Consider the following 26074-nt stretch of genomic DNA (forward strand, 5'->3'; position numbering starts at 1 on the left):
CGTTCGTGCCCGGGGGCTGGTGCGTGATGGGCTGTCGCTCGACGCGTGTGACGCGCCGCGCGAAACGGGCGGTGCCGGAAAAGGGCCGCCCGTTTTTTGCCGGGAAGGTGCAGGGGGAGAGCCGGCGCCGCATACGTTCGTGCAGCCCGGAACACGAGCGCCCCGCCATCCCGGGTACGCGCAATTGCTGCGATAATCATCGCCCGTTCCCGACCCCATCGCCGCCGTTCGGCGGCGTATCCACGGATGGCCAAGTCACTTCCCCTCGCAGCGTTGCACACGTTCGTCGAAGTGGCGCGCTGCGGCAGCATGAAACAGGCGGCCGACCAGCTCTGCATTTCGCCAGGCGCCGTCAGCCAGCATGTCCGCAATCTCGAGGATCGCCTCGCCGTGCGGCTGTTCGAGCGCACCGGCCGCGAACTCGAGCTGACCGGCACGGGCCGCGCGCTGTTCGACCAGCTCGCCGGCGGCTTCAACGAAATCGAGGCCGCGTGGGCGAACGTGCACGGGGCGAACCGGCGCATCGTCCGCCTCGCGGTGACGACCACCGCGTCCTTCGCGAACACGTGGCTCGTGCAGCGCCTCGGCGCGTTCAATGCCGCGTACCCCGAAATCGAAATCACCGTCGAAACGCGCGCGCAGCTGGTCGACCTGCGGCGCGACTATGTCGACGTCGCGATCCGGCACGGATTGGGCCACTATCCCGGGCACGCATCGTTCCGTATCTGGACGCCGGAGCTGTGGCCCGTCTGCAGCCCGCAACTGCTCGATCCCGCCCGCCCGATCGCCGCGCCGGCCGACTGCCTGTCGTATCCGCTGCTGCAGGACGCGGATCGCGCCGACTGGGCGCTGTGGCTGCGCGCGCAGGGAATCGAGGATCCTCGTGCGCCGCGCGGCGCGAGCTTCAGCGAGGATGCGTTGCTGATCAAGGCGGCGGTCGCCGGACAGGGCGTGGCGCTGGTGCGCGACATCTATGCGCGGGACGAAGTCGCGGCCGGCCGGCTGGTTCGCGTGCTCGCACGGCCCTGGCCGACCGAGTTGTCCTATTACGTCGTGTGCAGCGAAGCGCGCCAGCACGAATGGAAGATCGCCGCATTCCGCGACTGGCTCGCGAGCGAGATCGGCGGCTGCGACGACGACGGCCCGCGCGATCTACTGGCGTGACCTGCGCACGGTGGCGGGCGTGAACCCCTTGAGCTTGCCGGTCGCGAGCGCAGTGCCGAGCAGGATGATCGCGCACCCGGCGAGCGTCTGCACAGTGACGGTCTCGTGCAGGAAGATCGCGCCCCATACGACGCCGAAGATCGGAATCAGGAACGTGACCGACGCCGCATATTGCGCGCCCGCGTTGCGGATCAGCCCGAAATACAGCAGATAGGCGACGGCCGTGCAGATCGCACCCAGCAGCACCACCGCGATCCACGCGGAGGGTTGCACGGGGCCGTGCGGCCACATCGGCAGCGCGAGCGGCACGAGCGCGACCGCCGCGAACAACTGGCTGCCGAACGCCGACACGAACGGCCTGACGTTCGCCAGCCTGCGCTTCGAGTAATGCGCGGCAAAGCCGTACGACAGCGTCGCGAGCATCGCGGCGGCGATCGCGCGCGATGCGCCGGGCGTGCCGGCGCCGACCGCCGAGCCGGCGAGCACGACGACACCGGCAAAGCCCAGCGCGAGGCCGAGCGCCTGCGGTTTCGTCAGCGGCGCACGCAGCCACACGTACGCGACGATCGCGGTCCATAGCGGCGTCGTCGCATTCAGGATCGAATCGGTGCCGGCTGACACGAACAGCGCCGCGTAGGTCAGCAGGCAGAACGGCAGCGCCGAGTTCGTGATGCCGACGACGAACAGCGGCACGGCATGCGAGCGGAATTCCTGTCGCGCCTGCGCGTTGCGCAGCACCGGCGACAACAGCACGGCCGCGATCGCGACGCGCAGCGCGATCAGCGGGACGACGCCGAATTCCGGTGCGCCCATGCGCATGAACAGGAAGGACGCGCCCCAGATGGCGGCAAGGGTCACGAGCTGTAGTGCATTCATCGACGACTCCGTTCGGTGGATCAGGCGGCCGACCGGAACGCAATACACGAGATGCGAGATGCGCCGGCGCGGGCGAATGACCCATTGAACGTCACGCGTGGGTCGCGACGCAAACGAGGTTTTGTGAGGGGCGGTTTAGAAAAATGAATCGACGAACGCGCCTGCGTGCATTACGCCTGCGTGCTCAGTGGCCGCGATAGAGCTGCGCGATTTGCTGCGTATTGCTGGCGGCGCGTCGCGTATGTGCAGTGTGCGTGCTCACGCGGTGGATGGTGTGTGGACGATGCGCGGCACCGTGATTGCCGTTCCAGCCCGCGAGGCGAACCGTGGCGGCGGAGTGCGACCGGTCGGGTGCGCGCATGGCCGGCGCCGCTCGCGCGACTGCCGTCCGTCCCGCCGGTGCACGGGCGGCTTCCGGGCCCGGGCTGCCCGGTCGGGCGACCGCCGCCTGTGTTCCGTCAGTCGAATGAAACGGATAGACGGGGGCGGGCAAGACCGGCAGCACGGGGTCGTTCGATGCGTACGGGGCGGCATCGCTCGCCATCGCGCGCGAATCATTCGAACCGCGACAGGCCGGATCGGCCTTGCAGGTCCGGTCGACCACCACATAGCCGCCGACCAGCAGCACGAGTGTCAGGATGCTCAGGATCGGCGCGGTCGATGCGCGAGGTTGCTGGAGCGCCGCGTTGCGAAGCGCGCGCGTGATGCGCGACGACCACGTGTGAGCGGCGTGCGGAGCAGGCGTGGCATCCGGTGCGCGGGGGATCGAATCGAACGGCCAGTTCCGCCGTCCGCAGTCGGGGCAGTGCTCGAGCGCACGGAAGGCCATGAAGCCGCATGCCCTGCAGCGGAAGCTGGCGGTGCGTCGCGCGTGCGCTCGCGCGTTCAGGATCGCGCGCCAGTCGTCGCGTGAGCGAATTGTACGGTTGAGGAGGACTCGCATCGCTGGAAGCGGGTGGGCGCCGTCAACGACGCGAACGTGCGCCGGGCGTCATGAGCCGTTCCGGCACGGCGGCCCATCGGCCCGTGCCGGAATGCAGTGGAGCGTACCTCGTGGACTGTCGTTCGCATGCGGTGTTCATGGATTCTCCGTGACATCGGGGGCGCGGAACACGTTCGTCCGTGATGGCCTACCGATTCATTTTTGGTCGCTGGCGCGTGAAACGCAAGGCACAAACAGGCTGTCGTGAGGCGTCGGTTCCGCGCTAACCGTCCCGCCGCTGCCGGGCCGCGAGCGTCCCGATGGTCTCCATCGCGTGTTCGACGGCCGGCGTCCACGGCCGGCCGTAGTTGAGCCGAAGAAAGCGGCGAAATCCGCCGGTCGCGGAAAAGATCGGCCCCGGCGCGATGCTGACGCCGCTTTCCATCGCATCGCCGAACAGGTGCATCGCATCCACGCGCGGCGGCAGTTCGATCCACAGGAAATACCCGCCGCGCGGCGCGAACACTTCGGTGCCGGCCGGAAAATACGCGCGCACGGCCGCCAGCATCTGTGCCTGGTGCGCGGCAAGATTGCGACGCAGCTTGCGCAGGAAGCGGTCGTACGCGCCGTCGCGCAGGTAGCTCGAAATCGCCATCTGCGCAGGCACGTCAGCTGCTGGCGCGCTGGCGCCCTTGGCCTGACGAATTTGCCGCACGTAGCGCCCGGCCGCGACCCAGCCGATCCGAAACCCGGGCGCGAGGCATTTCGAGAACGAGCCGCAATGCAGGACGAGACCGCTGTCGTCGTACAGCTTCGCGGGACGCGTGGGCGCCGTGCCGAAATGCAGCTCGCCGTAGACGTCGTCCTCGATCAGCGGCACGTTGCGTGCCGCGAGCAGGTCGATCAATGCGCGCTTGCGCTCGTCGGTCAGCGTCGCGCCGGTCGGGTTGTGGAACGACGTCATGAACCAGCACGCGCGCACCGGATGCGTGTCGAGCGCTTTCGCGAGCGCGTCGAGATCGAGGCCGGTGCGCGGGTCGACCGGAATCTCGACGGCCTTCAGGTGCAGGCGCTGCACGGCCTCCAGGACCGCATGAAACGCCGGTCGCTCGATCGCGACGATATCGCCGGGGCGTGTCAGCGCCTGCAGGCTGAGCGTCAGCGCTTCGAGCGCACCGGTCGTGATGACGATCTCGTCCATCGGCAACGCCGCGCCCGCAATCAGGTAGCGCAGCGCGATCTGGCGGCGCAGCCCGTCATGGCCGGGCGGCGCGCCGGACAGCAGGGCCGTGCGATCCATGTTGCGGGCCGCCGACGCCATCGCGCGCCACAGGCTGCTCATCGGGAACAGCGAATAGCTGGCGAAGGCCGAGCCGAGCGGGACGATGTCCTCGCATCTGAGCGAGTCGAGCAGCCGGAACAACGTATCGCCGTTGCCTGCGGGCGGGGCGGCCGGCTTGCGCGGCGGTTCGTGGCCGAACCGCACGTGCTTGTCTTCGAGGTTCGCAACGAAATAGCCGGACCGTGCACGCGCGACGATCAGGCCCTCGCTTTCGAGCGCGTAGTACGCGCGAAACACGGTGGAAGGACTCACGCCATATGCGCGGCACGCGGCGCGCACGGTGGGGATGCGCGTACCGGGGGCCAGATCTCCCCGCCGGATCGACTCGGAAATCGTCCGGGCGAGCATCGCATAACGCTTCATGCCTGCCTCAAGTCGAGCAACTTTGTGCCGAAAAAGAGTAGCACGGCGCGCGCTGCGCCACAGGTCGTTATCCGTGATCCGCTCGTTTTTCACGCGCACTGATCCTGTTTTTCGGCGCGATGCGCTGGCATGCTTTCGCTCCTCGAGCAATCCTTGTTCCCGACATTGACCGATACGGAATTCACGCTGTCCGCCGGCTGATCCGTGCCCCGTGCGCCTGTGCGTGCGAGGTCTAGTCAGCGGTGTCATGACCCTAACCGGAAACCTACAGCGTGAAATTGAACACTCTCGTCGCGGGCCTCGTGGCCGGCGTTGCCCTCAACCTCCTCGGCGGCGCCGCGCAGGCCGCCTGCATCAGCAATCCCCCGACGCAATCCAACGCGACGTTCCCCGCCGCTCTGACCGGCAAGCTCGTCTATCACAGCTACGTCAAGTACGGCGACGGCACGAGCCAGCTGTTCCTGTACGACTTCTCGGCTCATACGCTGACGCAACTGAGCAAGAGCGCATGGGGCATCACCGATCCGATGAACGGCGTGTTCAGCCCCGACGGCAAGTGGCTCGCGTTCATGGGCATCAGCAACGGCGCATGGAACGTGTTCATGCTGCAGCTCGGCGCCGGCACGCCGCCCGTCAACCTCACCAACAGCACGGGCGCCACGCGCAACGAGGATCCGAAATTCAGCACGGACGGCAAGACGCTCGTGTTCAAGCAGAACGGCGACGTCAAGCAGGCGACGCTGTCGTACACGAGCGCGGGCCCGGTGTTCACGTCGGTCGTGAGCCTGACGAACGCCCCCTCCGGCGCCGAATACTCGATGCCGTTCCTCGCGCCCGATGCGAGCGCCGTGTACTACGCGACCGGCACGGGCGCGAACATGGGGCTGATGAAGCGCACGCTCGCGACCGGCGCGACTGCGGTGTTCGACGCCCCGGCCGGACTGCAGACGTACTACCCGATCGTGCGTGGGGACGGCATGGTGTTCTACGCGCGCTGGAAAGACAGCGGCCAGGCCGACCAGATCTATACGAAGACGGCGGACCCGGCGTCGACGCCGAACGCGTTGCCGATCAACGACTGCGTGAGCAACAACTCGGATCCGGCGCCGGTGAGCGGCACCAACTACGTGTTCTTCTCGTCGACGACGGCGGGCGGCTACCAGCTCTACGTCGGTGACGTGACGACCGGCCAGCGCTGGAGCCTGTCGCCGTTCGGCGTGAACGCCGACACGACGAAGGCCAAGCTCGGGTCGAGCTACTACGGCGGCCCGGCCGCCGCGCAGCCGACGCTGCTGTCGCAGGGGCGTCCGGCTGCTGCCTCGGCGAGCTACAACGCATCGCTCACGCCCGACAAGGCGTTCGACGGCAACACCACGAGCACGCGCTGGGATTCGCCGGAAGGCGCGGGCGTCGATCCGCAATGGATCTCCGTCGATCTCGGCGCGACGAAGACGATCAGCAGCATCGATCTCTACTGGGATGCGGGCGCGCTCGTCTACCAGATCCAGACGTCGAACGACAATGCGAACTGGACGACGATCTACTCGACGAACAACGGCGTGTCGTATGGCCATGTGACGCTGCCGAATCTGAACGGGCATGGCCGCTACGTGCGGATGTATGGCACGAAGCGCGCGACGCCGTGGGGGTATTCGCTCGACGAAATGCAGGTGTGGGGATCGTAAGCGCAAAGAAAAAAGCGACCTTCGAGGTCGCTTTTTTTTGCATCAAGCGCGGCGCGGATCACGCATGCAGCACATGCGCCGGAAAGGCGGGGCTGGCGCTTGCCGCACCCTGCGCGAGCGGCGCCACCTGCTTGCGGCGCTCACGGGTCGGCGCGACGCCGAACGCGTCGCGATAGCTCTTGCTGAAATGGCACGCCGACTGGAAGCCGCACGCCATCGTGATGTGCATGATCGACATGTCGGTCTGCAGCAGCAGTTCGCGTGCGCGGCGCAACCGTAGCGTCAGGTAGTAGTGCGTCGGCGTCATGCCGAGGTGTTCGCGGAACAGGCGCTGCAGTTGCCGCTGCGACATGTTCGCGAGCCGCGCGAGTTCCTCGCGTGACAGCGGCTCCTCGATGTTGTTCTCCATCAACGAGATCACTTCGAACAGCGACTTGTTCGCGGAGCCGAGGCGCGCGACGAGCGGCATGCGTTGCTGCGCGCTCGTGTCGCGCACGTGTTCGACGATGAACTGCTCGGCGATCTGCGTGACGCGCGCGGTGCCCACGCGCGCGGCGATCAGGTTCAGCATCATGTCGAGCGGCGCGACGCCGCCCGTGCACGTGATGCGGTCGCGGTCGATCACGAACAGTTCCTTCAGGAAGCGCGTGTCCGGAAACTCTTCCTTCAGCGCCGACATGTTCTCCCAGTGGATCGCGCACGCGTAGCCCGCGAGCAGCCCCGACTTCGCGAGTGCATAGGTGCCCGTGCACAGGCTGCCGAGCGGGATGCCCGCGCGCGCGAAGCGGCGCAGCGTCGACAGATGGGCGGGCGTGGTCGCGCGCTGCACGTCGACGCCGCCGCACACGAACACGATGTCGGGCTGCCCCACGCATTCGGCCGGGCCGGTGTCGACCGTCAGGCCGTTGCTCGCGGTGACCGGGCCGCCATCCGGACTGATGACCGACCAGCGATAGAGCGGCTGGCCGCTCAGATAGTTCGCCATCCGAAGCACCTCGATCGCATTGGTGAACGCGATCATCGTGAAGTTCGGTAACGGCATGAACGCGAAGTGGGACAGCGACGCTGTGCGGTCGGGCGACATGGGGAGCGTTCCTAGAATCTCTAATAGCTTTACGCCCGGGGGCACCGATCGGGCTGCGATATTGTGTGAGCCAGCGCAACAAGCGTGCCATACGGCTAAACCCTAGATCCATACGTTGTCTGGCTGAAAGCGGCATGCTGCACTGCACCGTATCCGTGACGGGTTGCACCCCGACCGGGCGGCAATCGCACCGCCGGCGTGCCTGTTCATAGGTGAACTGGCTCGACCACTTTTGTTGGTCATCCGAAAAAGCACGACCGGTCACTTGTATAAAACGGACGCGGATGGCGGAAAAGGCAAAGAACGCGTCTAAATTCATCAATCCGCCGAAAATCCGAACGACAAGAATAGAGCCGTCGGCAGCCTTGTACGGGACGAGCGGGAAACCCAGGCAGGGCGGGCCTTGAGCTTCGGTTTCAGCCCCTTATTCTTCGTCACGGACGCACTATGTCGAACACCCAGCCTTTCTTCTCGCAGTCCCTCGCCGAGCGCGACGCGCCGGTGCGCAGCGCCATCCTGAAGGAACTCGAGCGTCAGCAGTCGCAGGTCGAGCTGATCGCGTCGGAAAACATCGTGTCTCGCGCCGTGCTCGAGGCGCAGGGCTCGGTGCTGACCAACAAGTACGCGGAAGGCTATCCCGGCAAGCGCTATTACGGCGGCTGCGAATTCGCGGATGAAGTCGAGGCGCTGGCAATCGAGCGCGTCAAGCAGATCTTCAATGCCGGCTATGCGAACGTGCAGCCGCACTCGGGCGCGCAGGCGAACGGCTCGGTGATGCTCGCGCTGGCCAAGCCGGGCGACACGGTGCTCGGCATGTCGCTCGACGCCGGCGGCCACCTGACGCACGGCGCGAAGCCGGCGCTGTCGGGCAAGTGGTTCAACGCCGTGCAGTACGGCGTGAACCGCGACACGATGCGGATCGACTACGACCAGGTCGAGGCGCTCGCGCACGAGCACAAGCCGAACCTGATCATCGCCGGCTTCTCGGCCTACCCGCGTGCGCTCGACTTCGCGCGCTTCCGTGCGATCGCCGACAGCGTCGGCGCGAAGCTGATGGTCGACATGGCGCACATCGCCGGCGTGATCGCCGCGGGCCGCCACGCGAACCCGGTCGAGCATGCGCACGTCGTCACGTCGACCACCCACAAGACGCTGCGCGGCCCGCGCGGCGGCTTCGTGCTGACCAACGACGAAGACATCGCGAAGAAGATCAACTCGGCCGTGTTCCCCGGCCTGCAGGGCGGCCCGCTGATGCACGTGATCGCCGGCAAGGCCGTCGCGTTCGGCGAAGTGCTGCACGCGGACTTCAAGACCTACATCGACAACGTGCTCGCGAACGCGCAGGCGCTCGGCGAAGTGCTGAAGGCGGGCGGCGTCGATCTCGTCACGGGCGGCACCGACAACCACCTGCTGCTGGTCGACCTGCGTCCGAAGGGCCTGAAGGGCGCGCCGGTCGAGCAGGCGCTGGAGCGTGCGGGCATCACCTGCAACAAGAACGGCATTCCGTTCGACACCGAGAAGCCGACCGTCACGTCGGGCATCCGCCTCGGCACGCCGGCCGGCACGACGCGCGGCTTCGGCGTCGCGGAATTCCGCGAGGTGGGGCGCCTGATCCTGGAAGTGTTCGATGCGCTGCGCGCGAACCCGGAAGGCGACCACGCGACCGAACAGCGCGTGCGCCGCGAGATCTTCGCGTTGTGCGAACGCTTCCCGATCTACTGATCCCATCGACCCGACAATACTGGAGCAACACATGAGCACGCTGCATCAAGACAGCATCATCATCGACGGGCTGAACATCTCGAAGTTCGAGAAGCCGGTGTTCGAAGACATGCGCAAGGGTGGCATCACGGCCGCGAACTGCACGGTGTCGGTATGGGAGAACTTCACCAAGACCGTCGACAACATCGGCGTGATGAAGAAGAAGATCCGCGACAACAGCGAGCTGCTGACGCTGGTGCGCACGACGGAAGACATCTTCCGCGCGAAGAAGGAAGACAAGACCGGCGTGATCCTCGGGTTCCAGAACGCGCATGCGTTCGAGGACAACATCGGCTACATCGAAGCGTTCGCCGACATGGGCGTGCGCGTCGTGCAGCTCTGCTACAACACGCAGAACCTGGTCGGCACCGGTTGCTACGAACGTGACGGCGGCCTGTCGGACTTCGGCCGCGAAGTGATCACCGAGATGAACCGCGTGGGCATCATGGTCGACCTGTCGCACGTGGGCGGCAATACGTCGTCGGAAGCGATCGCGTTCTCGAAGAAGCCGGTGTGCTACTCGCACTGCCTGCCGTCGGGCCTGAAGGAGCATCCGCGCAACAAGAGCGACGAGCAGCTGAAGGAGATCGCCGATGCGGGCGGCTTCGTCGGCGTGACGATGTTCGCGCCGTTCCTCAAGCGCGGGATCGAAGCGAACATCGACGACTACATCGAGGCGATCGACTACGTCGTGAACCTGATCGGCGAGGATGCGGTCGGCATCGGCACGGACTTCACGCAGGATTACGCGAAGGAATTCTTCGACATGCTGACGCATGACAAGGGCCGCTATCGCCAGCTGACGAACTTCGGCAAGGTGATCAACCCGGACGGCATCCGCACGATCGGCGAATTCCCGAACCTGACGGCGGCGATGGAACGCCACGGCTGGAAGGAGTCGCGTATCCGCAAGATCATGGGCGAGAACTGGGTGCGCGTGTTCAAGGACGTGTGGGGCGCATAAGCGCCGCGAACGCCGAACCCCTTTCAGCGATTCAACATTAAAAGAAATCGGGACGTGCCCGTGCAAGCCGCACGGGCGCGCGGACGATGTCGCGCCGGTGCACTGAGCCGCGCGGCCACTTTCCTCACGGAGTCACCACGATGCAACCGCAACTGCCGATCAACGTCGATCCCGATACCGGCGTCTGGACCACCGACGCGCTGCCGATGCTGTACGTGCCGCGCCACTTCTTCACGAACAACCACGTCGCCGTCGAGGAAGCGCTCGGCGTCGAAGCGTATGCCGAGATCCTCTACAAGGCCGGCTACAAGTCCGCCTACCACTGGTGCGACAAGGAAGCGAAGCTGCACGGCCTGACCGGCATGGCCGTGTTCGAGCACTACCTGAAGCGCCTGTCGCAGCGCGGCTGGGGCCTGTTCTCGATCATCGAAGCCGACCCGGCGAGCGCGCGCGCCAGGATCGAACTGCGCCACTCGTCGTTCGTACTCCAGCAGCCGGGCAAGGAAGGCAAGCTTTGCTACATGTTCGCGGGCTGGTTCGCCGGCGCGATGGACTGGGTCAACGACACGACGCCGGAAGGCAAGGGCGCGCCGCGTGCGCAATCGAAGGAAGTGCAGTGCGCGGCCGAGCATCACGACCACTGCGTCTTCGAAGTGTCGCCGATCGCGCACTGAAGCCCTGACGCACGGATTCACCGAAACACGACAACACCCGCAACACGAGACATTCGAACGCCAGAGGTCGCCAGCGATGCGTTATCCCCACCTGTTCAAACCCATGCAGCTGAACCAGCTGACGCTGCGCAACCGGATCGTCAGCACCGCGCATGCGGAGGTGTATGCCGAGCCGGGCGGCCTGCCGGGCGACCGCTATATCCGCTACTACGAAGAAAAGGCGAAGGGCGGCGTGGGCCTCGCGATCTGCGGCGGGTCGAGCCCGGTGTCGATCGACAGCCCGCAGGGCTGGTGGAAATCGGTGAACCTATCGACCGACAAGATCATCGATCCGCTCACGCGCCTCGCCGACACGATGCACAAGCACGGCGCGAAGATCATGATCCAGGCGACGCACATGGGCCGCCGCTCGTCGTTCCACGGCGAGCACTGGCCGCACCTGATGTCACCGTCGGGCGTGCGCGAACCCGTGCACCGCGGCAACGCGAAGATCATCGAGATCGAGGAAATCCGCCGCATCATCGGTGACTTCGCGGCTGCCGCGAAGCGCGTGAAGGCGGCCGGCATGGACGGCATCGAAATCTCGGCCGCGCACCAGCACCTGATCGACCAGTTCTGGAGCAAGCGTTCGAACCACCGCACCGACGAATGGGGCGGCAGCCTGGAGAACCGCCTGCGCTTCGGCATCGAGGTGCTGACGGCCGTGCGCGAGGCGGTGGGCAAGGATTTCTGCGTCGGCCTGCGCATGTGCGGCGACGAATTCCACGAGGACGGCCTCGATCACGAAGCGCTGAAGGAAATCGCGCAGGCGATGTCGGAGACGGGCCTGATCGACTACCTGAGCGTGGTCGGCTCGGGCGGCGACACGCACAACACGATCGCCAACTGCATGCCGCCGATGGCGCTACCGCCGGAGCCGTTCGTGCACCTCGCGGCCGGCATCAAGTCGGTCGTGAAGATTCCGGTGATGCACGCGCAGAGCATCCGCGATGCGGGCCAGGCCGAGCGCCTGCTCGCGACCGGCATGATCGACCTGGTCGGCATGACGCGCGCGCAGATCGCCGATCCGCACATGGTGATCAAGATCCGCGACGGCCGCGAGGACGAAATCAAGCAGTGCGTCGGCGCGAACTACTGCATCGACCGCCAGTACAACGGCCTCGACGTGCTGTGCATCCAGAACGCGGCGACCTCGCGCGAAGCGACGATGCCGCACATCATCGAGAAATCGCGCGGCCCGAAGCGCAAGGTCGTGGTGGTCGGCGCGGGCCCCGCAGGGCTCGAGGCCGCACGTGTCGCGAAGCTGCGCGGCCATGATGTGGTGCTGTTCGAGAAGAATGCCGAAGTGGGCGGCCAGGTGATGATCGCCGCGAAGGCACCGCAGCGCGAACAGATGTCGGGGATCATCCGCTGGTTCGACATGGAAACGAAGCGCCTGGGCGTCGATCGCCGTCTCGGCGTGGCCGCCGACGAGAAGATGATCATGGCCGAGAAGCCGGACATCGTCGTGCTCGCGACGGGCGGGTCGAGCTTCACGTGGCAGGTGCCGGGCTGGGGCGTGGCCGAAGGGCTGGCCGTCAGCTCGTGGGACATCCTCACCGGCAAGGTCGAGCCGAAGCAGAACGTGCTGCTGTTCGACGGCGTGAGCACGCATGCGGGCGCTGGCGTGGCCGACTTCATGGCGAGCCGCGGCTCGAAGGTCGAGGTCGTCACGCCGGACGTGAAGGTCGCCGACGATTGCGGCGGCACGACGTTCCCGATCTTCTATCGCCGCCTGTATGCATTCGGCGTGATCCCGACGCCGAACACGATGCTCGATCGCGTCTACGAAGAGGACGGCAAGCTGATCGCCGTGCTGCGCAACGAGTACACGGAAGAGCTGGAAGAGCGCGCGGTCGACCAGGTGGTGATCGAGAACGGCTCGTCGCCGAACGACGAGCTGTACTGGAAGCTCAAGCCGGAATCGGTGAACCGTGGCCAGATCGATCCGCACACGCTGTTCGCGGCCGAGCCGCAACCGTGCCTGTCGGAAGAGCTCGGCAACGGCCGTTTCCTGCTGTTCCGTGTCGGCGACTGCATCTCGATGCACAACGTCCACGGGGCGATCTACGACTCGCTGCGTCTCGTGAAGGATTTCTAAACGATGAACCCGTCCTTCCTCATTACCGCCCTGTTATGGCTGTCGGTGGCGGGGCTCGCGTTCGCGGTCGCGAAGCGCTCGTCCTACTGGCGTCTGGGCCGGGCCACCGCGCCCGGTTCGTTCGGCGTCGCGAACCTGTTCGCGATCCCGAAGCGCTACTTCGTCGACCTGCACCATGTGGTCGCCCGTGATCCGTACATCGCGAAGACGCACGTCGCGACGGCCGGCGGCGCGATCGGCGCGCTCGCGCTGGTGTTCGTCAACTACGGCCTCGCGATCTACTCGCCGTGGCTCGACAAGCTGATCTTCCTCGCGGCGCTCGCGATGCTGGTCGGCGCGGTGTTCGTGTGGCGCCGGCGCGCGGCCAAGGACGTGCCGGCGCGCCTGTCGCGTGGCCCGTGGAATACGCTGCCCTGGCTGCTCGGCTCGTTCGCGCTTGGCCTCGTGCTGTTCATGCTGGTGCCGACCGGCGCGATGTCGGGCGCGTTCGCGGTGCTCTGCGCCGTGCTGATCGGTGTCGGCGCCTTCACGATGACGGTCGGCGCCGCGAAGGGCGGCCCGATGAAGCATGCGATCGCAGGTCTCCTGCACCTGGCCTTCCACCCGCGCCAGGAGCGTTTCGCGGCCACCCGCGACTCGTTCACCGGCAACGGCACGGCCACGCCGCCGACCGCGCTGAAGCTGCCGGACATCGAGCATCAGGAGTACGGCGTCGCGAAGCCGGTCGAATTCCGCTGGAACCAGTTGCTGAGCTTCGACGCGTGCGTGCAGTGCGGCAAGTGCGAAGCCGCGTGCCCCGCGTTCGCGTCGGGCCAGCCGCTGAATCCGAAGAAGCTGATCCAGGATCTCGTGGTCGGGATGGCGGGCGGCACCGATGCGGCTTACGCCGGCAGCCCGTCGCCGGGCATTGCGGTCGGCCAGCATCGCGGCGAGCCGAACGGCCCGATCGTGTCTGGCCTGATCGAAGAGCAGACGCTGTGGTCGTGCACCACCTGCCGCGCGTGCGTGCAGGAATGCCCGATGCTGATCGAACACGTCGACGCGATCGTCGACATGCGCCGCAACCGCACGCTCGTGCACGGCACGGTGCCGGGCAAGGGCCAGGAAGTGCTCGCGAACCTGCGCGAGACGGGCACGATGGGCGGCTACGACACGGCTGCGCGCTACGACTGGTCGGTCGACCTGAACGCACCCGTCGCGCAACCGGGCAAGCCGGTCGACGTGCTGTTCGTCGCGGGTGAAGGCGCGTTCGACATGCGCTACCAGCGCACGCTGCGTGCATTCGTCACGGTGCTGAACAAGGCGGGCGTCGACTATGCGGTGCTCGGCGCGACCGAGACCGACACGGGCGACGTCGCCCGCCGGCTCGGCGACGAAGCGACGTTCCAGCAGATGGCGAAGCGCCTGATCGGCACGCTCGACACGCTGTCGTACAAGCAGATCGTGACGGCCGACCCGCACGTGATGCACAGCCTGCGCAACGAATACCGTGCGCTCGGGCTGCGCGTGACGGTCAAGCATCACACGACCTTCCTCGCGGAGCTGGCCGACAGCGGCAAGATCGCGCCGAAGGCCGTCGAAGCGCTGCAGGACAAGCGCACCACGTATCACGATCCGTGCTACCTCGGCCGCTACAACGGCGAGACGGAAGCGCCGCGCAAGCTGCTGAAGACGATCGGCATCCAGGTCGTCGAGATGGAGCGCAACGGCATGCGCGGCCGCTGCTGCGGCGGTGGCGGCGGGGCGCCGCTGACCGACATCCCCGGCAAGCAGCGCATTCCCGACATCCGCATCGCCGATGCCCGCACGATCGGCGCGGACGTGGTCGCGGTTGCCTGCCCGAACTGCACGGCGATGCTCGAAGGCGTCGTGGGCCCGCGCCCCGACGTGCTCGACGTGGCCGAACTCGTTGCCGCCTCGCTGGAGTGAATCGATGAACACGATCAAACGAATCGATCCGCGCCGCCCGTTCATCATCACGGCCGCCGGCCTGAAGCGCATCACGCTCGGCGAGGAAGGCAGCGCCGATGCGAACGCCGTGCACGGGATCGCGCACGGTCATGGCGCGGCGGCTGCGAAGCCGCGCCGCGCGGTGCAGGATCCGAAGCACGTGATGCTGGTGGTCGCGCACGGCGAACGTGGCGCGCTCGACGATCATTCGCGGCAGGCGATTGCCGCCGCCGCATTGCTCGCCGATGCGCAGACCGAAGTCGCGCTGCTGGCGTTCGGCGAACTGAAGGACGACGTGGCCGAACTGGGCGTCGACAAGCTGCTTGAACTCGCCGGCTTCGATCGGCGCGCGTTCGACCCTGAAAGCGAATTGCAAGCGCTGCAGGCGTGCGTGGCGGCGCTTGCGCCGAAACACGTGTTCGTGCCCGACAACGCGACGGGCGACGGCGATCTCGGCCGGCGCTACGCGGCGGCTGCCGGCGCGAGCGTCGCGACGCATGTCGTCGAGATCGACGCGAAGCATGTCGGCGCGTATGCGCACGCGGGGCGCGCGTTTGCCACCCGCGCGCTGCCCGACGTGATCTTGCTCGCGCAGAACGCGGTCGACGCGAAGTTGCCGTTCGTCGGTGCGGGCGAACGCGTGGCTGCCGACTTCATTCGCCCGGCACACGACGCCGCGCAACCGTACCGCGATCTCGGCCTCGACGAAATCGACGCGGCCCAGGTCGCGCTCGAGGAAGCCGACTTCATCGTATCGGCCGGCAACGGCGTGTCCGACATCGGCGCGTTCGAGCGGCTGGCCGGTGCGTTCGGCGCGGCGATCGGCGCAAGCCGCGTCGCGGTCGACAACGGTCACTTCACGCGCGACAAGCAGGTCGGTGCGACCGGCAAGACGGTCGAGGCGAGCGTGTACATCGCGTTCGGCATCTCGGGCGCGGTGCAACACCTGCAGGGGATCAAGGACTGCCGCCACGTGATCGCGGTGAACCTCGACGGCAGCGCGCCGATCGCGAAGCGCGCGAACCTGACGGTGGTCGGCGACGCGCAGGGCACGATCGCCGCGCTGATCGAGCAGGTGCAGGCCGCGCGCGCCGCGCGTGGCGAATCGCCGGCCGCGGTCGGCACCCGTGAACCGGAAGGAGTCGCTGCATGAACGCCCCCCGCCAGCTGCAACGCATCGCGGTGCTCGTGTCCGTCGGCCGTCATCCGGTCAGCGGCGTCGCGCGCTACAGCCGCAACGACGCGGCCGCGCTCGAAACCGGCCGCCAGCTCGCGGAGCGGCATCGCGCGACGCTCGACGTGATCCATGCGGGCGACCCCGCGAATGCGGCGCTTGCCGAATATCTCGCGCTCGGCGCACGGGAGGTCGAGGTGCTGGCCTGCCGCGACGGCGACGACGCCGTGCATGCGCTCGCCGCGCGTGTCGAGGACTACGACCTCGTGCTGACCGGCACGCGCGCCGAGGGCGCGTACGACACCGGCATGCTGCCGTATCGCGTCGCCGCGACGCTCGGCTATCCGTTGGTCGGTTCGGCCGTCGACGTGACGGTCGACGGCGGCCGCGTGGCCGTCCGGCAATTTTTGCCGAAAGGGCTGCGGCGGCGCGTCGACGCGGCGCTGCCGGCCGTCGTCGCCGTCCATCCGCTCGCCAATGCCGAGCCGCGCTACGCGTATGCGCGGCTGCGCGCCGGCGCGATCCGGCCGGCGCTCGCGGCGCCCGGCGCGGACGCCGACGCGGCCGCGTGGAAGGTCGGCCCGATCGAGCGTAAACCCGTAAAGCTGGTCGCCGCCGAGAAGCGCTCCGGGCATGCCCGGATGCTGTCCGCGACGACGACCGAAAGCCGTGGCGGCAACGTCGTAAATGAAGGGAGTTCGGTCGAAAAAGCACAAGTGATCCTCGCGTATTTGCGCGAGCATCAGCTCATCGACTACTGATTTTGATGCCTGTCGGCAAGAACCCAGGGATGCAAGGAATCCGGAGCAAACGATGAAAGTATCGGCAGACATTCGTGCATTGATCGAGCGGCGCAAGGAAGGCTACAGCCTCGAGGCACCGTTCTACACGAGCGAGGACATCTTCGCGCTCGACATGGAGGCGATTTTCCGCCAGCACTGGATCCAGGTGGCGGTCGAGCCGGACATTCCGGAGCCGGGCGACTACGTGACCGTGGAACTGGGGAGCGATTCGATCCTGATCGTGCGCGACGACGACATGGCGATCCGCGCGTTCCACAACGTGTGCCGTCACCGCGGCGCGCGCCTGTGCAACGAGGACAAGGGCTCGGTCGGCAACATCGTGTGCCCGTACCACAGCTGGACCTACAACCTGACGGGCCAGCTGATGTTCGCCGAGCACATGGGCGAGAAGTTCGACCGCTGCAAGCACAGCCTGAAGTCGGTGCACGTCGAGAACCTCGCGGGCCTGATCTTCGTCTGCCTCGCCGACGAGCCGCCCGCCGACTTCGCGCAGCTGCGCGCCGAGATGGAGCCGTACCTGCTGCCGCACGATCTGCCGAACACGAAGATCGCCGCGCAGGTCGACATCATCGAGGAAGGCAACTGGAAGCTCACGATGGAGAACAACCGCGAGTGCTATCACTGCGTCGCGAACCATCCGGAGCTCACCATCTCGCTGTACGAATACGGCTTCGGCTACCAGCGCTCCGACGCCAACGCCGAAGGCATGGATGCATTCGCGGAAACCTGCGTGCGGCGCGGCAAGGAGTGGGCCGAGATGGGCCTGCCGTCCGAAGAGATCGAGAAGCTGCTCGACGTGACGGGCTTCCGCACGCAGCGCCTGCCGCTCGATCGCCACGGCGAATCGCAGACGCTCGATGCGAAGGTCGCATCGAAGAAGCTGCTCGGCGGCTTCGACAAGGCCGACCTCGGCGGGCTGTCGTTCTGGACGCAGCCGAACTCGTGGCACCACTTCATGAGCGATCACATCGTGACGTTCTCGGTGATCCCGCTGTCGGCCGGCAAGACGCTGGTGCGCACGAAGTGGCTTGTGCACAAGGACGCGAAGGAAGGCATCGACTACGACGTGAAGAACCTCACGGCCGTGTGGAACGCGACCAACGACCAGGATCGCGCGCTCGTCGAATTCTCGCAGCGCGGCGCGACCAGCAGCGCGTACGAGCCGGGCCCGTATTCGCCGTTCACGGAAGGTCTCGTCGAAAAATTCTCGGCCTGGTACATCGGCCGGCTCGCCGAAAAAACCGGCGCGTAGTACCCAGAAGCGGACAAGCGGAGCAAGACATGATGCGAGATGCGGCCAACTTCGAGCCGACGGACAGCCGGGTCACGCGCCCGGCGTTCTGGAACGCCCTTCCCGAGCGCTGGACGAGCGACGTCGAGGAAACGCTGGTGTGCTGCCACGTGCGGCAGGAAACGCACGACGTGAAGAGTTTCTTCTTCCGTTCGCCGCAGGGCCGCTCGTTCTCGTTCGAGCCCGGGCAGTTCCTTACGCTCGAGCTCGAGATCGACGGCGAAACGATCAACCGCTGCTACACGATCTCGTCGTCGCCCGCGCGGCCGCACACGGTGTCGATCACGGTGAAGCGCGTGCCGGGCGGCAAGGTGTCGAACTGGCTGCACGACAACCTGCAGCCGGGCGCCGCGGTGCGCGTGCTCGGCCCGGCCGGCGAATTCACGTGCGCCCGGCATCCGGCGCGCAAGTACCTGTTCCTGTCGGCCGGCTCGGGCGTCACGCCGCTGATGTCGATGAGCCGCGCGCATCATGATCTCGCGGAGGATCGCGACATCCTGTTCGTGCACAGCGCACGTACGCCGGACGACATCATCTTCGCGCGCGAGCTCGACCTGATCGCGTCGAACCACACGAACTTCCGCACGTCGTTCGTCGTCGAGCGCGTCGGTGCCCGCACCAACTGGCCGGGCGTCACGGGCTTCCTGACGCTGCCGCTGCTGAAGCTGATCGCACCGGATTTCATGGAGCGCGAAATCTTCACGTGCGGCCCCGCGCCGTACATGAAGGCCGTGCGCGACCTGCTCGACGAAGCCGGCTTCGATCGCAAGCAGTATCACGAGGAAAGCTTCTCGTTCGAAACGCTTGCCGAAACCGCAAGCGACGAACTGCTCGCCGATCTCGCCCCGCTGGCCGACGGCGCCGACACCGGCACCGAAACGAAGCAGTACACGGTCAGCTTCGCGAAGAGCAATCGCGAGATTTCGTGCGGCTCGGAGCAGCACGTGCTGGATGCGGCGCGCCAGTCAGGTGTGCGGCTGCCGGCCTCGTGCACGCAGGGCATGTGCGGCACCTGCAAGGTGAAGCTCGTGTCGGGGCAGGTCGAAATGAAGCACAACGGCGGTATCCGCCAGCGCGAGATCGACCAGGGGATGGTGCTGCTGTGCTGCAGCAAGCCGCTGTCGGATCTCGTGATCGACAAGTAGTCGCAACCCGCCATCGGCTGTCCGGGCGCGTCGCGTCCGGACAAGCATCCGTCGGAAAACAACGATACCGCGGATTTGTGGTTGAAGAACCTAGAGAGGCAACGCGCACGGTGCGCATATCAAGGAGATCGACCATGAAGCTGTTCGGAAAACTGTTGTGGACCGGCGCACTGTCGGCCATGGTGGCGCTGAGCGCGTCCGCACTTGCCGATACGAAGCCCACGCTGAAGATCGGTTACGTCGAAGGCTGGGACGACAGCGTGGCGACGTCGAACGTCGCGGCGCGCGTGATCGAGAAGAAGCTCGGCTACGAAGTGAAGCTCGTGCCGGTCGCGGCCGGGATCATGTGGCAGGGCGTCGCGCGCGGCGATCTCGATGCGACGCTGTCCGCGTGGCTGCCGGTCACGCACGGCTCGTACTGGGATGAATACAAGGCCAAGGTCGTCGACCTCGGCGCGAATTTCCCGGATGCAAAGATCGGCCTGATCGTGCCTGCGTACGTGAAGGCGAAGAGCATCGACGACCTGAACGCGGAGAAGGGCAGCTTCGGCGGCCGGATCGTGGGCATCGATGCTGGTGCAGGCGTGATGCGCAAGACCGACGACGCGATCAAGAGCTACGGGTTGAACTACACGCTGATGCCGAGCTCGGGCAGCGCGATGACGGCCGAGCTGTCGCGTTCGGTCAATGCGAGCAAGCCGGTCATCGTGACGGGCTGGGCGCCGCACTGGATGTTCGCGAAGTGGAAGCTGCGCTTCCTCGAGGATCCGAAGAAGGTGTTCGGCGGCGCGGAGCACGTCGACAGCGTCGTGAATCCGGGGCTCGAAACGAAGGCGAAGCCGGTGGTCGCGTTCCTGAAGAAATTCCAGTGGAAGCCGGGTGAAATCGACAGCGTGATGCTGGCGATCCAGAACGGCTCGAAGCCGGAAGCGGCAGCCGATGCGTGGATCGCCGCGCACGCGGATCGTGTGAATGCGTGGACGGAAGGCGTGCAGTAAGCCGGCAGTGAATCGCCTCGATAAATAGATGAAGAGACAGTCCGGGAAGGGTCGGTAGTAATGCGAAATAATCGCACTGCGACGCGACCTTATCCCGGAATTATTTTTTTGATTCTGCAGAAAAGAGCGTAAGTTGTTACACTAGCGCCCTTGTGCGGAGTCATCACAGGAGGAATTGGATGAGTCAAGCAGGACTGCGTGCGAATCGCACCAGTGATGTTGAGGCAACCATCTCACATGATTCGCCGGGCCACACGCTGCATCGTGGCCTGACTTGGAAAGACGCTTTTTGGGTAACGAGCGGCGTGCCGGCAGGCGTGCTGTTCACGATCGGCGGCGTATGCGCGACGATCGGCCAGCCCGCGTGGGCGATCTGGATCGCCGCGATCACGATGGGGCTGGTTCAAAGCGCGACTTATGCGGAAATATCGGGGCTATTTCCCCATAAATCGGGCGGCGCGTCCGTGTATGGCGCGATTGGCTGGGTCCGTTACAGCAAGCTGATTGCCCCGGTTTCCGTGTGGTGCAACTGGCTCGCGTGGTCGCCGATGCTCGCGCTCGGCTGCGGCCTCGCGGCGAGCTATGCGCTCACGAGTCTCTTTGCCGCCGACGCGGCGGTGCTGCACTGGCAGCTCAAGGTTGCGGATCTCGGGTTCATCAAGCCCGGTCTGTCCCTGCGGATCAATGCGACGTTCATCATCGCGACGATCCTGCTTCTCATCACGTTCAAGCTTCAGCACAGCGGTGCGTCGAAGGCTGCGCGTACGCAGCGCATTCTCGGCATCGCATCGCTTACGCCGCTGTTGATCGTCGGCATCGTGCCGTTCATTACGGGCGACGTGCCGATGTCGAACCTGCTCCCGCTGCTGCCGCTCGGTCACGACGCGCACGGCAACCTCACGGCCGCGACGTTCGGCTCGTGGAACGGGCAAGGCGTCACGATGGCGCTCGGCGCGATGTTCATGGCCGGCTGGGCTTCGTACGGCTTCGAGACGGCCGTCTGCTACACGCGTGAATTCCGTGACCCGCGTCGCGATACCGCCAAGGCGATCTTCTGGTCGGGCGCGCTGTGCCTCGTCGTGATGACGCTCGTGCCGATGGCGTTCCAGGGCGCGCTCGGCACGCAGGCGATGCTCGATCCGTCGATCGGCGACGGCACCGGCGTCGCGGCTGCGATGGCGAAGATCGTCGGCGGCGGTGCATGGGTTGCGAATGCGGTGGTCGTGATGCTGATGCTCTCGATCCTGCTGATCGTGATGACGTCGATGATGGGCTCGTCGCGCACGCTGTACCAGGCATCGGTCGACGGCTGGCTGCCGAAGTACCTGTCGCACGTGAACGAGCACGGCTCGCCCACGCGCGCGATGTGGACCGATCTCGGCTTCAACCTCGTGTTGCTGATGATGTCGGACTACATGACGGTGCTGTCGATCTCGAACGTCTGCTACATGCTGTTCGTATTCCTGAATCTTCAGTCGGGCTGGATCCACCGGATGGATCGCGGCAACTGGGATCGGCCGTTCTGCTGCCCGACGTGGTTGCTCGTCGGCGGTGCGATCTGCGGTTACGCGAACCTGGTGTATGTCGGTGCAGGCGCGAACCTGCAGGGCGAGGGCACGCTGCGCAACGGGCTGATCGCGATGCTGCTGATCGTGCCGGTGTTCCTGTTCCGTCACTATTGGCAGGATCGCGGCCGCTTTCCGGCGCAGATGCAGCGCGACATGGAACTCGAAGTACCGAAGCGTGCGATGTGGCTGAATCTGATGCCTTACGTTGCGCTGGTTGGCGCGGGGCTCACGATCTGGTTGTCGTATTACTTTGCGTGGGTGAAGTGAACGTGTAGTGCGAAACGCGACTCTCGGGCCGGACGCGGAAACTGCGCACGGGTCAGGCACGGGAGGCGCAGTGCGCGCGACATGTGCGCTTGACTGTGCCCGGCGCCGCCGAGACTTAGCCCCGAGCGCCGGCGAGCGGCAGCCCCGTTGCCGGATCAAGATGCTTCGCCTTCGCCATTTCGTTGATCATCTCGTCGGAAGGCTTTTGCGGAGGTGTGGCGGCATCTTGTTCTTTCTGCCACTGGAAGCTGCCGTCCCACGGCGGAAGTTTTGCGGGTGGCAGAGGGACGATCTTGTCGATTTCAGGCACCTTCGGATTGCGGCCGTCGTTGCTGTCGATGAATTTTCCGATCACTTGATATCGTCTGGAGCGTTCGGGGTCATGCGAGAGGGCCAGGTAATACAAGGTGTCAGATTTCGCCGGCCCCTGAAACGCATTTTCGAGCGTAAACGCACATTCGGCACTTCCGGCCTCGACACCCTTCTGAAAGGTCTTGAGTGCCTCCGGGTATGACCCGTCGGTCTTCAAGTCCAGGCCGAGCATCATCGCGGCTTTCCCATACCCTTGAGCTGTAGCGCACTCCCGCATCTGCTTCGCAATGACCGGTGCATTGTCCCGTGGTGCGAGTAGTTCCCCAATGTAGTACTGAGCGTCGGGGTTGCCCAGATCGGCAGCTTTTCGGAAGTAATGCAGCGACATCTCGTTGTCTTGCTTCAGACCGTATCCGGCCTCGAGATATTGGCCGATGTCGTAGTAGCCGGCGGGTATGCGTTGCTCGACCAATTGTGAGGCGAGATCAACCGCTTCTTTCGCCGGGTCGGGAGAGTGGGCCAGTTCTTGCGAAATCAGGAGTTGAGCGTTGTCGTTGGCCTTGTAGTGTCCATACGCGGCGGCAATCCGATAGTAACGAACGATATCGTCGAAATCTTTCGGTCCGTTCCGCTTCTGCAGGTATCGAGCGTACTGGAACAATGCATCTGCCTTGGGATCGAGCGAAGGAAGATGGTCGGCGTTGTGTGTGCAGGTAAATGCGAGATTGGCTTGCACGCTGTTGAGATCGGGAAGCGTGGTTGACTCGGGCGCCGGTTTTTCCTTTTTCGTACACGCGCCCATGAGAAGGGCGAATGAAATGCACAGGGCGAGTCTGTTCATCGATCGATCATCGTAGGTACGATTCAGATGCATCCCGACAGGAAGTCCGAAGTGTCGAAGCACTACGGTTGACCGAATCTCATTTCAGATCCCGCATGCCGTTGACGATTGGTTGTTGCATCTGCACTTGACCACGTAGCGCGCGACGAGGTTCCCGAGCCGGAGGCGAGTCCGGCTCGGGAGCCGCGGAGTGTGCCGAATGTGACGCATTCGCGGGTGTCAGGCCTGATCGAGGTACGAGATGAGTCGCCACGCGACCTGCGTCGTCTGCTGGCGCGTACCGATCACGCGATCCAGAAGCGCGAGTGCCCTTGATTCGTGAACGATGATCGAGGGCAGCGTATCGCCCTTCAGAAACCGCCGTTCCGAGTCGCCGGCCTGACCTTCCTTCAGGGTTGCGCACCAGACTCCGTCCTCGGGGCAGCGTTCCCCGGTGCGAGCGACCGTTCCGATCGGCAGTCGCGTCGCGACGGTCACCGGCTGCAGTTCCTCCGAGACTTTGTCCTGGACGCCGGCGAGCGGTAGCCCCGTTGCCGGATCGAGGTGCTTCGCCTTCGCCATTTCGTTGATCATCTCGTCGGAAGGCTTTTGCGGAGGCGTGGCGGCATCTTGCTCTTTCTGCCACTGGAAGCTGCCGTCCCACGGCGGAAGTTTTGCGGGTGGCAGAGGGACGATCTTGTCGATGTCGGGAACCTTCGGATTGCGGCCGTCGTTGCTGTCGATAAATTTTCCGATCAGTTCGTAGCGTCGTGTTCGTTCGGGATCGTTGGACAGGGCCAGGTAATACAGCGCGTCGGATTTAGGCGGCCCCTGAAATGCATGTTCGAGCATGAACGTACTTTGCGAGTCTCCCGACTCGGCACCTTTCTGGAAAGCCTTGAGTGCTTCCTGATAGAAGCCGTCGGTCATCAAGTCCGCGCCAAGCATGTTGGCTGCTTTGCCATTGCCTTGAGCCGTAGCACACTCCCGCATCTGTTTTGCAATGGCCGGTGCATTGTCTCGCGGGGCGAGTAATTCTCCGATGTAGTACTGCGCGTCGGGATTGCCCAGATCGGCGGCCTTTCGGAAGTAGCGCAGTGACATCTCGTTGTCTTGCTTCAAGCCATAACCGGTTTCGAGATAGTGGCCGATATTGTAGTAACCGGCGGGTATGCCTTGCTCGACCAGTTGTGAAGCGAGATCAACCACCTCTTTTTCCGGGGCGGGAGAATGGGCCAGTTCTTGCGAAATCAGGAGTTGAGCGTTGTTGTTCGCCTTGGGAAACACTGATCAATTCGGCTTGGCGGTCATCGCTGACGAGGCCAAGGGCGTTGTAGAAAGAAGCTCACGGAACGGACCCACGACGATGCAGCGGCAGATCGGTTTTGCGGAAGCGGAAAGTGCGGGCAAGAAGCGGGTGACCAAGCGTCAACGCTTTCTGGCCGAGATGGAGAAGGTCGTCCCTTGGTCGCGGCTGCTGTCGGTGATCGGGCCGTATTACCCGAAGGGCGAGCGTGGCCGGCCGCCGATTGGCCTGGAACGGATGCTGCGGATCTACTTGCTGCAGCAGTGGTACGGGTTGTCGGACGAAGGGCTTGAAGATGCGCTCTACGACAGCATCGCGATGCGCGCCTTCGCGGGCATCGACCTGGCGCGCGAGAACGTGCCGGACGCCACCACGCTGTTGAAATTCCGGCGCCTGCTGGTCGAGCACGCACTGACGCGAAAGCTGTTCGACGAGATCGGCATCGAGTTGTGCGAGCGCGGGCTGATGATGAAGGAAGGCACGCTGGTGGATGCGACGATCTTCGAGGCTGCGCCGTCCACGAAGAACGCCGGGAAGAGCCGTGACCCGGAGATGCATCAGACGAAGAAGGGCAACGACTGGTATTTCGGCATGAAGGCCCATGTCGGCGTCGACGCCGACTCGGGTCTGGTGCATAGCGTGGTCACCACGGCGGCCAACGAGCCGGACGTATCGCAGGCCCACGCCCTGCTGCACGGTCATGAGCAGGAAGCGTTTGGCGATGCGGGCTACACCGGCGTGGACAAGCGCGAGGAGATGAAGGGCAAGACGGTGAAGTGGCACGTGGCGCTCAAGCGCGGAAAGATCAGGGCGATGCAGGAAGGTCCGCTGAAGGACCTCGTGATCGCGGTCGAGCGAACCAAGGCGCAGATCCGCGCCCGGGTCGAGCATCCGTTTCATGTCGTGAAGAACCTGTTTCGTCATCGCAAGGTGCGCTACAAGGGTCTAGCCAGGAACACGGCACAGCTGTTCAGTCTGTTCGCGCTGGCGAACCTGGTGATCGCGAAAAATCAGCTGTTGTCGACTCATGGGAGCAATCCGTCATGTGTGTGAAAAACGCGGGAAGTGAGGCCCGAATACGAGCGAAACTCACCTCGCATGTCGTCAAATTCCTACGTCAATCTGAAAATTGCAACCTGCCTCGTCCGTTATGCGGACGACAGGCTCATTGATCAGCGTTTCCCTTGTAGTGACCATACGCTGCCGCTATCCGATAGTAACGGACGATATCGTCGAAGTCTTTCGGTCCGCTTTTCTTTTGCAGGTATCGAGCATACTGAAACAGCTCATCTGCCTTGGGATCGAGCGAAGGGAGATGGTCGGCCTCGTGCGTGCAGGTAAATGCGAGATTGGTGTGCACGCTATTGAGCTCGGGAAGGTGAGGTGACTGGGACACTGGATTTTCCTTTTTTGTACACGCACCCAGGACAAGGGCTAGCGAAATGCACAGGATGAATCTGTTCAT

General features: G+C 65.0%; 21 protein-coding genes. 14 read left to right on the forward strand and 7 right to left on the reverse strand.

All coding sequences use genetic code 11. The features are described 5' to 3' along the window. Positions 1-246: 246 nt before the first annotated feature. The gene (locus tag CFB47_RS20940; protein ID WP_089462144.1) at positions 247-1164 is read left to right on the forward strand and encodes a LysR substrate-binding domain-containing protein; all 918 of its coding nucleotides are present in this window, start codon (positions 247-249) and stop codon (positions 1162-1164) included. Here CFB47_RS20940 and CFB47_RS20945 read toward each other — a convergent pair. The 3 genes from CFB47_RS20945 to CFB47_RS20955 all read right to left on the reverse strand — a co-directional run bounded on the left by CFB47_RS20945 (position 1153) and on the right by CFB47_RS20955 (position 4667). Continuing rightward, positions 1153-2040, reverse strand: a complete 888-nt coding sequence (locus tag CFB47_RS20945; protein WP_089463498.1) for a DMT family transporter — start codon at positions 2038-2040, stop codon at positions 1153-1155. The genes CFB47_RS20940 and CFB47_RS20945 overlap by 12 nt on opposite strands. 184 nt (positions 2041-2224) lie before the next feature. Further along, positions 2225-2983, reverse strand: coding sequence for a hypothetical protein (locus tag CFB47_RS20950; RefSeq protein WP_089462145.1), 759 nt, complete (start codon positions 2981-2983; stop codon positions 2225-2227). Positions 2984-3245: 262 nt separating this feature from the next. Further along, the gene (locus tag CFB47_RS20955; RefSeq protein ID WP_089462146.1) at positions 3246-4667 is read right to left on the reverse strand and encodes a PLP-dependent aminotransferase family protein; all 1422 of its coding nucleotides are present in this window, start codon (positions 4665-4667) and stop codon (positions 3246-3248) included. A 272-nt stretch (positions 4668-4939) separates the two neighbouring features. On the opposite strand from CFB47_RS20955, the gene CFB47_RS20960 reads away from it, so the two are divergent. Continuing rightward, positions 4940-6352 carry a discoidin domain-containing protein gene (locus CFB47_RS20960; RefSeq protein WP_089441766.1) on the forward strand — a complete coding sequence of 471 codons (1413 nt, stop codon included), beginning with the start codon at positions 4940-4942 and terminating at the stop codon, positions 6350-6352. 58 nt (positions 6353-6410) lie between these two features. On the opposite strand, the gene CFB47_RS20965 is transcribed toward CFB47_RS20960, so the two are convergent. Further along, a complete protein-coding gene (locus CFB47_RS20965) occupies positions 6411-7436 on the reverse strand; it encodes a GlxA family transcriptional regulator (RefSeq protein WP_089462147.1) in 1026 nt (341 codons plus the stop codon). Positions 7437-7883: 447 nt separating this feature from the next. Here CFB47_RS20965 and CFB47_RS20970 point away from each other — a divergent pair, with 447 nt between their 5' ends. The 11 genes from CFB47_RS20970 (at position 7884) to CFB47_RS21020 (ending at position 22171) form a co-directional block, all read left to right on the forward strand. Next, entirely contained in the window at positions 7884-9158 is a 1275-nt protein-coding gene (locus CFB47_RS20970) for a serine hydroxymethyltransferase (protein WP_069260596.1), read from the forward strand. A 31-nt stretch (positions 9159-9189) separates the two neighbouring features. After that, positions 9190-10161 (forward strand): dipeptidase, encoded by a 972-nt coding sequence (locus CFB47_RS20975; RefSeq protein ID WP_042588480.1) that lies wholly within the window; start codon positions 9190-9192, stop codon positions 10159-10161. Between the two features lie 140 nt (positions 10162-10301). Beyond that, positions 10302-10835: a DUF5943 domain-containing protein gene (locus tag CFB47_RS20980; protein ID WP_043180450.1), complete on the forward strand. Its 534-nt coding sequence runs from the start codon at positions 10302-10304 to the stop codon at positions 10833-10835. A 76-nt stretch (positions 10836-10911) separates the two neighbouring features. Next, the gene (locus tag CFB47_RS20985; RefSeq protein WP_021160633.1) at positions 10912-12975 is read left to right on the forward strand and encodes an NADH:flavin oxidoreductase; all 2064 of its coding nucleotides are present in this window, start codon (positions 10912-10914) and stop codon (positions 12973-12975) included. A gap of 3 nt (positions 12976-12978) precedes the next feature. After that, positions 12979-14904, forward strand: coding sequence for a (Fe-S)-binding protein (locus tag CFB47_RS20990; protein ID WP_089462148.1), 1926 nt, complete (start codon positions 12979-12981; stop codon positions 14902-14904). Positions 14905-14908: 4 nt separating this feature from the next. Then, entirely contained in the window at positions 14909-16078 is a 1170-nt protein-coding gene (locus tag CFB47_RS20995; protein WP_089441770.1) for an electron transfer flavoprotein subunit alpha/FixB family protein, read from the forward strand. Then, positions 16075-16860, forward strand: a complete 786-nt coding sequence (locus CFB47_RS21000; protein WP_089462149.1) for an electron transfer flavoprotein subunit beta/FixA family protein — start codon at positions 16075-16077, stop codon at positions 16858-16860. Before CFB47_RS20995 ends, CFB47_RS21000 begins: the two co-directional genes overlap by 4 nt. A 52-nt stretch (positions 16861-16912) precedes the next feature. Next, entirely contained in the window at positions 16913-18154 is a 1242-nt protein-coding gene (locus CFB47_RS21005; RefSeq protein ID WP_089441772.1) for an aromatic ring-hydroxylating dioxygenase subunit alpha, read from the forward strand. A 29-nt stretch (positions 18155-18183) separates the two neighbouring features. Further along, complete coding sequence (locus CFB47_RS21010) at positions 18184-19338, forward strand: hybrid-cluster NAD(P)-dependent oxidoreductase (RefSeq protein WP_089458746.1); 1155 nt, start codon at positions 18184-18186, stop codon at positions 19336-19338. Between the two features lie 134 nt (positions 19339-19472). Next, the gene (locus CFB47_RS21015; RefSeq protein ID WP_089426843.1) at positions 19473-20336 is read left to right on the forward strand and encodes a glycine betaine ABC transporter substrate-binding protein; all 864 of its coding nucleotides are present in this window, start codon (positions 19473-19475) and stop codon (positions 20334-20336) included. 179 nt (positions 20337-20515) lie between these two features. Beyond that, on the forward strand, positions 20516-22171 hold the full coding sequence (locus CFB47_RS21020; protein ID WP_089462150.1) for an APC family permease: 1656 nt from the start codon (positions 20516-20518) through the stop codon (positions 22169-22171). A 115-nt stretch (positions 22172-22286) separates the two neighbouring features. Here CFB47_RS21020 and CFB47_RS21025 read toward each other — a convergent pair whose 3' ends face one another. Together CFB47_RS21025 and CFB47_RS21030 are read right to left on the reverse strand one after the other, a co-directional pair. Next, positions 22287-23324: a sel1 repeat family protein gene (locus tag CFB47_RS21025; protein ID WP_179243754.1), complete on the reverse strand. Its 1038-nt coding sequence runs from the start codon at positions 23322-23324 to the stop codon at positions 22287-22289. A gap of 219 nt (positions 23325-23543) precedes the next feature. Then, complete coding sequence (locus CFB47_RS21030) at positions 23544-24590, reverse strand: sel1 repeat family protein (RefSeq protein WP_256946730.1); 1047 nt, start codon at positions 24588-24590, stop codon at positions 23544-23546. Positions 24591-24669: 79 nt separating this feature from the next. On the opposite strand from CFB47_RS21030, the gene CFB47_RS21035 reads away from it, so the two are divergent. Beyond that, positions 24670-25662 (forward strand): IS5-like element ISBmu23 family transposase, encoded by a 993-nt coding sequence (locus CFB47_RS21035; protein WP_007182917.1) that lies wholly within the window; start codon positions 24670-24672, stop codon positions 25660-25662. Between the two features lie 112 nt (positions 25663-25774). Here the strand turns inward: CFB47_RS21035 and CFB47_RS21040 are convergent, their stop codons facing one another. After that, positions 25775-26074, reverse strand: a complete 300-nt coding sequence (locus tag CFB47_RS21040) for a hypothetical protein (RefSeq protein ID WP_306426907.1) — start codon at positions 26072-26074, stop codon at positions 25775-25777.

Source organism: Burkholderia sp. AU27893 (genome assembly GCF_002223205.1).
Lineage (GTDB): Bacteria > Pseudomonadota > Gammaproteobacteria > Burkholderiales > Burkholderiaceae > Burkholderia.